This is a genomic window from Microvirga sp. Mcv34 (assembly GCF_024519725.1).
Taxonomy (GTDB): domain Bacteria; phylum Pseudomonadota; class Alphaproteobacteria; order Rhizobiales; family Beijerinckiaceae; genus Microvirga.
Genome location: NZ_JALJRK010000113.1, coordinates 1 through 10,216 on the forward strand (window position 1 = coordinate 1; position 10,216 = coordinate 10,216).

A 10,216-nucleotide genomic window follows, 5' to 3' on the forward strand; every position below is an offset into this window, starting at 1 on the left:
CCTCGCCGATGGACCCGCCGGTGACCGGGTAGGGCAGGACGACGCTGAGAAGGTGAAGCGCCGTGTGGACGCGCATGCGCTTCAGGCGGCGCGGCCAATCGAGCTGCACTTCGACAGTCTCACCTTCCTCGAAGCGCGAAGCCGCCTCTGTCCCGACGAGGTGGACGATCTGCGAACGATCCGTTCCATAGACGGTATTCGTAATGGCGAATCTCTCGCCATTCGCCTTGACGAGGGTGCCCACATCTCCCGGCTGCCCGCCCCCCTGCGCATAGAAGACCGTGCGATCCAGGACGATCCCGCCCTCCGGGGTCGTTGTCAGAACGCGCGCTTCGCAGGAGGTCGCATAGGCGTCGTCGCGGAACAGGAGCGTGGTGGCGGTCATGGTCGTCCCGAGTTGTGACGAGGCGCTCTGCCTCGTTCAAAAAATGAAGGGTGATGCTGACGGCAAGGGCCTCTGCGGGTCAAGCCGATCCGTTGCCGGAGCGTCAGGATTGTTCTTCGGCCTCTGGGCCGCGAAGGCTGCGGAAGGCCTGCAGGGCTCGTTCCCGTGCCAGCCCATGCGGAACGATGGGATCGGGGTAGGTCTCGCCAAGTCTGATTCCCGCTGTCTGAAGAATGTCTGGAGGGGCGTCCCAGGGCCGATGAATGTACGTGGAGGGCACGCCTGCGAGTTCCGGGATGAAGGCCCTAACATAATCTCCGTCGGGGTCGAACTTCTCACCCTGTGTCACTGGATTGAAAATCCGGTGAAACGGCGCCGAATCCGGTCCTGAGCCCGCCACCCACTGCCAGCTGAAGGCGTTGTTGGCCGGATCCGCATCGACCAGGGTGTCCCAGAACCAGGATTCGCCCTCTCGCCAGTCGGTCAGGAGATGCTTGACGAGGAAGGATGCGGTGATCATGCGGACCCGGTTGTGCATCCACCCCGTCTGCCAGAGCTGGCGCATTCCCGCGTCGACGATGGGGTAACCGGTGCGCCCCTGCTGCCAGGCCTTGAGGGTTCGAGGGGCGTCGATCCAGGGAAAGCCATCGAACCGGCTGCTGTGCGACCTGACCGGTAGGTGGGGATGGAAGTGCAGGAGTTGATAGCTGAAATCGCGCCACACGATCTCGCTCAAAAACTTCTCCGCGTCGCGCGCGAGGCCCGGATGTTCGGCAACCCCGGCCGCCACCGCATGCCAGACCTGCCGAGGACTGATTTCCCCGAATCGGAGATGAGGCGACAGGCGCGACGTTCCGGACATCGAGGGGCGATCCCGATTCTCTGCATATCCCTCAAGTCCTTCGCGGAGGAAATCCATCAAACGGGTCCTCGCGGCCGGTTCACCGGCGCGCCAGGCTTTCCGGAGGCCGCCCGCCCAATCGGGGGATGAGGGTTCGAGGCCGAGGTCTTCGAGGGGAATCAGGGAATCGCGGAGGGAGGAGGGCCACGATCCGCCGGGGATTCGCTTCGGGGCCGGGAGTGGGGCCGCTATGGGACGGGGCATGACGGCCCGAAGATAGGGAGTAAACACCTGGAAGGGCCTGCCCGCCTGGTTGATGATCTCCCACGGTTCATGCAGGAGGCGGCCGCCGAAGCTGCGCGCCTTGAGGCCCCGATCCGTCAAACGCTTCTTGATAGCGGTGTCGAGGGCGATCTCAGCCGCTCCATAGCGCCGGTTCCAGAAAATCTCCGAGGCGCCGGTCTCCTGCGCGATCCGCTCGATCTCCGTATGGGTGTCGCCCCTGAAAAGAGCGAGCCGGGAGCCTGTGCGTTCGAGGGAATCGCCTAGAGCCTCCAGCGACCCGTGAAGCCACCATCGGGACGCGCCGCCCAGCGGACGCAGGCACTCCGTCTCGTCGAGAACCGCAAAGCATAGAACCTGCGATCCTGTCGCCACTGCTGCCGCGAGGGCAGGGTTGTCGGCAAGGCGATGGTCGTCGCGGAACCAGACCAGAACGGGAGAGGAGGAATCGGTGCTCATGGCGCCGGATCATAGCCACGCTTCGAACCCGCGATAAGGCACAGGCCGAAGAAGCACACATTTGCAAGAGAGGAGATTAGAGAGAAGGTTGGCTCCGGCGGTAGGATTCGAACCTACGACCAACGGATTAACAGTCCGCTGCGCTACCGCTGCGCCACGCCGGAATAAGCCTCAACCTTCGAAGAAGCCCGATATCGAAGCTTCTAGAGCGCCGCGGCGTTCCCTGAGGAGATGTCCGTCGGCGAGGTGGGAGGCATATAGCACGGGTTTCGACGGTTGCAAGCGCATTGTTGTCGTGACGGATCGAAAAGGGGCTGTTGCTCTTTGGGGGGATGATTGCTATGGAGCGGCCGTCGCGTTCGTGACACGCCCCGGATGGCCTCGTGGCGGAGTGGTTACGCAGAGGACTGCAAATCCTTGCACCCCGGTTCGATTCCGGGCGAGGCCTCCAACAAATTCTGAAGGCACTATCCATGGTCGATTTCACCCAAGCGCGCCGCATGATGGTTGATGGCCAGCTGCGCACTTTCGATGTGAACGACATGTCTCTCCTGGATGCCATGGATAGCGTTCCGAGGGAGCTCTTCGTGCTCCCTGGCCGCGAGAGCCTTGCTTATATCGATCAGGACATCCTCGTCAGTGACGGTGCAGAGAGCCGCTACATGCTCTCTCCGATGATCCTGGGTCGCATGATCCAGGCGCTCGCCATCGACGCGGGCGACAAGGTCCTCGACGTTGCCGGAGGCCGGGGCTATTCCTCCGCGGTCCTCCGGGAACTCGGAGCCCAGGTGACGGCCGTGGAGTCGGACGAGGAACTTGCGGCCGCGGCCCGGCAGTGCCTGGCTGCGTGCGGCGCGGGCGATGTTGCCGTCGTCAGCGGCCCGCTTGATCAGGGCTACGCTGCCAATGCTCCCTACGATGCCATTCTCGTGAACGGAGCCGTCGAGGTTCGTCCCGAACCCCTTCTCCGGCAGCTGGCCGAGAGCGGTCGTCTCGTGTGCGTGAAGGGGCGGGGGCGTGCCGCCCGTGCGACGATTTACGTCCGTTCCGGCGACGCCATCGGCGAACGTAGCCTGTTCGAAGCCGCGGCGCCTCTCCTTGGCTCATTCGTTCAGGCGCCCGGCTTCACGTTCTAATTTCCTCCAAAGTCTAACAAATCCGTAAATTTCCCCAGTCGGAAGTGTCGCTTTTTTGCGCCACTCCCAAGCTAAAATCGAGTTGGCGCCAACGCGCTGTTGCCGACTCTGTTCCCTTGGGTATTGTTGCGCTTTGAGTCGCAGTGGTTTCTGAAAGTGGCGTCTTTCACGATTGTCCCGTGTTGGTCGCTAGGCAGGTGCGCGTGAAGAAAAAGCATTCCAAGCAGACGTATTCCTTGCTCTTTGGGGCGATGACCTCGGTGTTCGTGCTGATGGCCCCCGGCGGGGTGTCGGCCGAGACCTTGGAAAGCGCTTTGTCCCGCGCTTACGGCAACAATCCCGACCTGAACGCCCAGCGCGCCAACGTCCGTGCAACGGACGAGACTGTCGCGCAGGCCAAATCCGGCTACCGGCCCGTCGTCAACGGAGTGGCCGATGTGGGCCGGAACTGGATATCCGCGGAGTCGCCTTCGTCGCGCTTCTCTCCGAATACGACGAACCAAAACGCACTGAACCCGCGTGGTTTCGGCGTGGAGGTCAATCAAACGATTTTTGACGGGTTCCGGACCCAAAACCGGGTCCGCGCCGCGGAATCGTCGGTTCTCGGCTCGCGCGAAAGCCTGAACACCACCGAACAGGGTGTTCTGCTCGATGCGGCGACCGCTTACATGGACGTTCTGCGGGATACGGCGATCCTCGATCTGCAGCGCAACAACGTCGAGGTGATTGACGAGCAGCTGCGCCAGACTCGGGACCGCTTCAATGTCGGCGAAGTGACCCGCACCGACGTCGCCCAGGCGGAAGCCCGCCTTGCGGCCGCCCGATCCCAGGCCAGCTTGGCCGAGGCAACCCTGCGCAACAGCATTGCGACCTACCGGCAGGTCGTCGGTGTCGAGCCCGCCCAGCTGGCCCCCGGCCGTCCGCTGGATCGCCTGACGCCGCGTAACGTAGATGCGGCCCTGAAGGTCGCCCTCAACGAGCACCCGGCCATCAAGGCGCGCCAGCACGCCGTCGACGTGGCCGAACTCCAGGTGAAGATCGAGGAAGGTGCCTTGGCCCCGCAGCTGGGGGTCGCTGGCGCTGTCGATCAACGCTACGATCGGCAGCAATCGGGCGATGCCTCGCTCTCCGCCTCAGTGGTGGCCCGGTTAACGGTGCCGATCTATGAGGGCGGTCAGGTTTATGCCTCAACCCGCCAGGCCAAGGAAGTGGCCGGGCAGCGCCGACTGGAGGCCGATTCCGTCCGCGATCAGGTCCGCGCCGCCGTAAGCTCCTCCTGGGGCCGGCTGGAAGCTGCCCGGGCCCAGATCGTTGCCGCTCAGGCCCAGATCGATGCGGCCGAAACCGCGCTGAGCGGTGTGCGTGAAGAAGCCCGCGTCGGTCAGCGCACCACCCTCGATGTGCTGAACGCTCAGCAGGAATTGCTGAATGCCCGCGTGAACCTCATCACAGCCCAGCGCGATCGCGTAGTGGCGTCCTACAGCCTCGTCAACGCGATGGGCCGTCTCAATTCACGGGCTCTCGGCCTCAGGGTGAATCACTACAGCCCGAAGATCCATTACGATCAAGTTAAAGATCTTTGGGTCGGCACGGGTACGCCCGACGGTCGTTAGTAAGCTTCGGGGCCAGAACCAAAAAGTTCTGGCCCTTCTTGTTTTCTTTAGGTTTGCGTAAAATACTTCATCTACATTCACTTGAATGTGATTCTTGCTTGTTTTGATTTGGATGCGGTTATGGGTTCTGCGGGCCTGAAGGTTAACGAGCCGTCGATGGAGGAGATTTTGGCTTCCATCCGGCGCATCATCGCTGACGATGAGGTGGAGGAATCTTCGGAGGCTGGCGAGCCGCGATCGACACCGCTGAGCAACGTTCTCGACATTGCGGAGCTTCACGTCGCCCCGATGATCGCGGTGGGCGGCAACGAGCCGGTGCTCGGTCCCTGGAGCCGGGGAGAGGCCCTGGTTGCCGATGCGCCGTCCGATGAGGACCTCAGAAGCGAACGGAGGATCCTGCCACAGCGGGATGAGCCGGTTCCGGCTATGGCTCCGATCCAACCCGCTATGGTCGACGCTCTGATTTCCAACGAGGCCAGCGCCGCGGTTTCCGGCTCCTTCGACCGCCTCGGCGCGGCCTTCAGGCCGAGCCAGCCTCAGACCGTCGAGGATCTCATGAAGGAGATGCTGCGTCCCATGCTCAAGGCTTGGCTCGACGACAATCTTCCTTCGCTGGTCGAGCGGCTCGTCCGGGACGAGATCGAGCGCGTGACCCGCTGCCGAGGTTAGGATTTCCAGGACCTCTTCCCGAGACGTTGTCCGGATTGGGGGCAAAGGAGCGCCAAGCTTTCACGAGCCTGAGAATTTCTTGGGGTGAATTCCAGGAGAGATGTCACATCTCGGGCCTGTCGGGCTCAGATTGTCGCCCCTCTGTTGACTTCGACCGATCCGTCCGGTTTGTAGCCGTCTTGCTTGCGCGTTTCTCGCGCCCCAAAGGCCGGTACTCATCATGATGGACAAGACGTTCGATCCTTCCGCTGTCGAAGCTCGCATTTCCACTCGCTGGGAAGAGGCCGAGGCCTTCAAGGCCGGCCGTGCGGATCGCAAGGACGCGGTACCCTACACGATCGTCATTCCGCCGCCGAACGTGACCGGCTCGCTCCATATGGGGCACGCTCTCAACAACACGATCCAGGACATTCTCTGCCGCTTCGAGCGCATGCGCGGCAAGGACGTGCTCTGGCAGCCGGGCATGGACCACGCGGGCATCGCCACCCAGATGGTCGTGGAACGCCGGCTGGCCGAGCGCCAGATCCAGCGCCGCGACCTCGGCCGTGAGGAGTTCGTCAAGCGGGTCTGGGAGTGGAAGGAGGAGTCCGGCGGCACCATCGTGCGCCAGCTCAAGCGCCTCGGTGCCTCCTGCGACTGGTCGCGCGAGCGCTTTACCATGGACGAGGGCCTGTCCCAGGCGGTCCTGAAGGTCTTCGTCGACCTTTATAACCAGGGCCTGATGTACAAGGACAAGCGCCTTGTGAACTGGGACCCCAAGTTCCAGACGGCCATTTCCGACCTGGAAGTGATCCAGGTCGATGTGAAGGGCCATCTCTGGCACATCCGCTATGCCATCGAGGGCTTGCCGGACCGGTCAATCACGGTCGCCACCACGCGGCCCGAGACGATGCTCGGTGACGTGGCTGTGGCCGTCCATCCCGAGGACGAGCGGTACAAGGATCTGGTCGGCAAGTTCGCCATTCTGCCCCTCACGGGCCGGCGCATTCCCATCGTGGCCGACGAATATTCGGACCCGGAGAAGGGCACCGGCGCGGTCAAGATCACGCCCGCGCACGATTTCAACGATTTCGAGGTCGGCAAGCGCCACAAGCTGCCGCTGATCAACATCTTCGGCACCGAGGCAGAGCTGCGGCTGGCCGGCAACGAGGCTTTCCTCGACGGCTTGGCCCAGACGGAGGATCTCAAGGAGGTTCTGGCCCTCGAAGGCATGGACCGCTTCGAGGCGCGCAAGCGCATCGTCGCGATGCTCGAAGCGCGCGAGATGCTCGTGCAGATCGAGCCGCACGCTCATACGGTGCCGCACGGCGACCGCTCCAATGTCGTGATCGAGCCCTATCTGACGGATCAGTGGTACCTGAACGTGAAGCCGCTCGCGGAGCGGGCGCTCGGCGCGGTGCGCAAGGGCCAGACCAAGTTCGTGCCCGAGAACTGGGAGAAGACCTATTTCCAGTGGCTCGAGAACATCGAGCCGTGGTGCGTCTCGCGCCAGCTCTGGTGGGGCCACCAGATCCCGGCCTGGTACGACGACCAGGGCAACGTCTATGTCGCCCTCAGCGAGGACGACGCCAAGGCCCAGGCACGGGCGAAGAATGGCCGCGACGTGCCGCTCACGCGCGACGAGGACGTGCTCGACACCTGGTTCTCCTCGGCCCTGTGGCCGTTCTCGACCCTGGGCTGGCCGGACGATACGCCGGAGCTGAAGCGCTACTACCCGACGAACACCCTTGTGACGGGCTTCGACATCATCTTCTTCTGGGTCGCCCGGATGATGATGATGGGCCTGCACTTCATGGACGAAGTGCCCTTCGACACGGTCTATATCCACGCCCTCGTCCGCGACGAGAAGGGCGCCAAGATGTCGAAGTCGAAAGGCAACGTCATCGATCCGCTCGATGTGGTGGAGCAATACGGCGCGGACGCGCTGCGCATGACCCTCACCTCGATGGCCGCCCAGGGACGCGACATCAAGCTGTCGGTCCAGCGCGTCGAGAACTACCGCAACTTCGCGACCAAGATCTGGAACGCGGCCCGCTTCGCAGAGATGAACGAGTGCAAGCGTGTCGACGGCTTCGATCCGGCTTCGGTCAAGGAGACGCTCAACAAGTGGGCGCTCAGCGAATGCGCCAAGGCGATCAACGAGGTTGCGGCCGGCATCCAGGGTTACAAGTTCAACGAGGCGGCGGGCGCAGCCTATCGCTTCGTGTGGAACGTGTTCTGCGACTGGACGCTCGAACTCTCCAAGCCCGTGCTGCAGGGCGCGGATTCGTCCGCCAAGGATGAGACCCGCGCGACCATCGCGTTCATCCTGGACGAGATCTGCAAGCTCCTGCACCCGATCATGCCGTTCCTCACGGAGGAGCTGTGGGAGGTGAAAGGGCAGGAGGGCCCGAAGCGCGAAACGATCCTGGCTCTGGCTCCCTGGTCGAACCTCGATCACCTGATCGATCCTCAGGCCGAAGCCGAGATCGGCTGGGTGGTGGACCTCGTCACCGAGATCCGCTCCGCCCGTTCCGAGACGAACGTGCCGGCCGGCGCGCAGATCCCGCTCGCGCTCGTCGCGTCCTCGGAGGACGTGAAGGCCCGCGCGGGACGCTGGGGCGATATCGTGAGGCGCCTCGCGCGCCTGTCCGAGATCTCCTTCGCCGATGCGGCTCCCAAGAGCTCGATCCAGCTTCTGATCCGCGGCGAAGTGGCGGCCCTGCCGCTGGAAGGCGTGATCGACCTCGACGCCGAGCGTGCCCGCCTCGCCAAGGAAATCCAGAAGCTCGATGCGGATGTGACGAAGATCGACGCGAAGCTCGGGAACGCGGATTTCATCAAGCGCGCGCCCGAGGAAGTCGTCGAGGAGCAGCGCGAGCGCCGCGACGAGGCACTGGCCCGCAAGGCTAAGATGGAAGAGGCGCTAGGCCGCCTGAAGGACGCGTAAGACGATCCAAGTCCACGCAATTCGTCCAAGCATGTCGTCACCGGCCTCGTGCCGGTGATCCCGATGGATTGAAGCGCCGAGCCTCATCAAATCGGGAAGGCCTGCACAAGGCCGCCATGACGGGCGGGTGCTGATCGGTTCATGTCAAAGAGCCAGCACCTTCGGGCCCGCAGCTTGCGCTGCGAGCCTTCGGGGGTCGAGGGAGGGTGCTCAGGGCCATCCGGCTCGCTATGTGTGTGAGAGTGGAAGAGCCGGACGGCGCCTCGCACGCGGTTCTTTTAGGCGTTGAGACTTGGCAGCCCGCAGGCACCAAGGGCCTCCGGCCGCAGGGGTGCGAAGCCTGCGACAGGACCGCTTCCCACCCCACACTGGCTGACGCCTCGCGAGCGCGCCCCTCGGCGGGCGGGAATGGGAACGATATAGCCCAGCTTCGCCGGCGTGTCAAGAACAGAGATAGAACATAACGTTCGGCTGATGGCCGTCCCGCTTTCATCACCGGCCTTCTCCTGAGGAGGTCGCGGAGCGACCATCTCGAAGGACGAGGGCGGCTCCAGAGAGCACTAGACGATCCTTCGAGATGCAGCTGCGCTGCTCCTCAGGATGAGGTGGAGGGTTGGGGAGGAGAGACGTGGGCGGTCACGACCGGTCCCCGGATCAAGTCCGGGGAGGCTACGAGGGTGTGAGTGGTGTTGCGGGCTTTGACGTAGTGGCTGTCATCCCCGGCGCACGTCGTGCGGGAAGGGGATCCACTCACCCGGTCTGAAGCGGGGATTTCCTCCCGCTTCGCGGCTCCCGCGTCTTACCCCAGGACGAAATCCACCAGCAGCTTCACGTTCAGAGCCACGATAATGGCGGCGATGAGGCCCGCGATCACGGTGAGCCAGCGAGGCGTGACGAGTTCGCCCATCTTGGCTTTCGATGCTGTCATCGTCACCAGGGGGATGACCGCGAAGGGCAGTTGAAGGCTCAGGACCACCTGGCTCAGGATCAGGAGTTTCGCCGTGCCGCCCTCGCCGTAGGCGATGGTCACTCCGGCCGCCGGGACAATGGCGATGCCCCGGGTGATCAGGCGGCGCAGCCAGGGCTCCATCTTGAAGTTGATGAATCCTTCCATGACGATTTGCCCGGCCATGGTCGCCGTGACGGTGGAGTTCAGGCCGCAGCAGAGAAGCGAGAGGCCGAAGAGCATCGGCGCGATGGCGCTGCCGAGGATCGGCTGGAGCAGGGTATGAGCCTCGCCGAGTTCGGCGATCTCGGTCCTGCCCGTATGATGGAAGGCCGCGGCCGCGAGGATCAGCAGGGAGGCGTTGATCGTCAGCGCGAACATGAGCGCGATGGTCGAGTCGAGGGTCGCGAAGCGCAACGCCTCGCGCCGCTCCGGCAGCGTGTCGCCATAGGCGCGGGTCTGCACGATGCCCGAATGCAGGTAGAGGTTATGCGGCATGACCGTCGCGCCCAGAATGCCGAGGGCGAGGTAGAGCATGTCGGGATTGGTAACGATCTCGGTCGTTGGGGCGAATCCGGTGATCACCCCGGCCCAATCGGGATCCGCCATGGCGATCTGGATGCCGAAGCAGACCGCGATGACCCCAAGCAGGGTGATGATGAAAGCCTCGACCCAGCGGAAGCCGAGATTCTGCAGATAGAGGATCAGGAACACGTCGAGCGCCGTGATGACGACGCCGATTTCCAGCGGCACGTCGAAGAGCAGGTTGAGCCCGATGGCCGTGCCGATCACCTCCGCGAGGTCCGTGGCGCAGATGGCGAGTTCCGCCAGGAACCAGAGCATCCAGGAGACCGGCTTCGGATAGGCGTCCCGGCACGCCTGGGCGAGGTCGCGGCCCGTGGCAACCGCCAGACGGGCGCAGAGAGATTGCAGGATGATCGCCATGATATTGGAGA

Annotated in this window: 7 protein-coding genes and 2 tRNA genes; 5 read left to right on the forward strand and 4 right to left on the reverse strand. The window is 63.7% G+C overall.

Going from position 1 to position 10,216, the window contains the following annotated elements; all coding sequences use genetic code 11:
• The 3 genes from OC446_RS27320 to OC446_RS27330 form a co-directional block, all read right to left on the reverse strand.
• The coding region (locus tag OC446_RS27320) for an alanyl-tRNA editing protein (protein WP_262032108.1) at positions 1-385 on the reverse strand (385 nt) is incomplete at its 3' end.
• 103 nt (positions 386-488) lie between these two features.
• Positions 489-1,967: a cryptochrome/photolyase family protein gene (locus tag OC446_RS27325; protein ID WP_262032109.1), complete on the reverse strand. Its 1,479-nt coding sequence runs from the start codon at positions 1,965-1,967 to the stop codon at positions 489-491.
• 89 nt (positions 1,968-2,056) lie between these two features.
• Positions 2,057-2,131, reverse strand: a tRNA-Asn gene (locus tag OC446_RS27330).
• Between the two features lie 213 nt (positions 2,132-2,344).
• Here OC446_RS27330 and OC446_RS27335 point away from each other — a divergent pair.
• The 5 genes from OC446_RS27335 to OC446_RS27355 all read left to right on the forward strand — a co-directional run bounded on the left by OC446_RS27335 (position 2,345) and on the right by OC446_RS27355 (position 8,314).
• Positions 2,345-2,418, forward strand: a tRNA-Cys gene (locus OC446_RS27335).
• A gap of 22 nt (positions 2,419-2,440) precedes the next feature.
• Entirely contained in the window at positions 2,441-3,103 is a 663-nt protein-coding gene (locus tag OC446_RS27340; protein ID WP_262032110.1) for a protein-L-isoaspartate O-methyltransferase family protein, read from the forward strand.
• Between the two features lie 251 nt (positions 3,104-3,354).
• Positions 3,355-4,716 (forward strand): TolC family outer membrane protein, encoded by a 1,362-nt coding sequence (locus tag OC446_RS27345; RefSeq protein ID WP_262032114.1) that lies wholly within the window; start codon positions 3,355-3,357, stop codon positions 4,714-4,716.
• A gap of 156 nt (positions 4,717-4,872) precedes the next feature.
• Complete coding sequence (locus tag OC446_RS27350) at positions 4,873-5,385, forward strand: PopZ family protein (protein ID WP_262032111.1); 513 nt, start codon at positions 4,873-4,875, stop codon at positions 5,383-5,385.
• Between the two features lie 220 nt (positions 5,386-5,605).
• Positions 5,606-8,314 carry a valine--tRNA ligase gene (locus OC446_RS27355; RefSeq protein ID WP_262032112.1) on the forward strand — a complete coding sequence of 903 codons (2,709 nt, stop codon included), beginning with the start codon at positions 5,606-5,608 and terminating at the stop codon, positions 8,312-8,314.
• A 799-nt stretch (positions 8,315-9,113) separates the two neighbouring features.
• Here OC446_RS27355 and OC446_RS27360 read toward each other — a convergent pair.
• Positions 9,114-10,216, reverse strand: a 1,103-nt coding sequence (locus tag OC446_RS27360) for an Nramp family divalent metal transporter (protein WP_262032113.1), incomplete at its 5' end; no start/stop codon positions are given.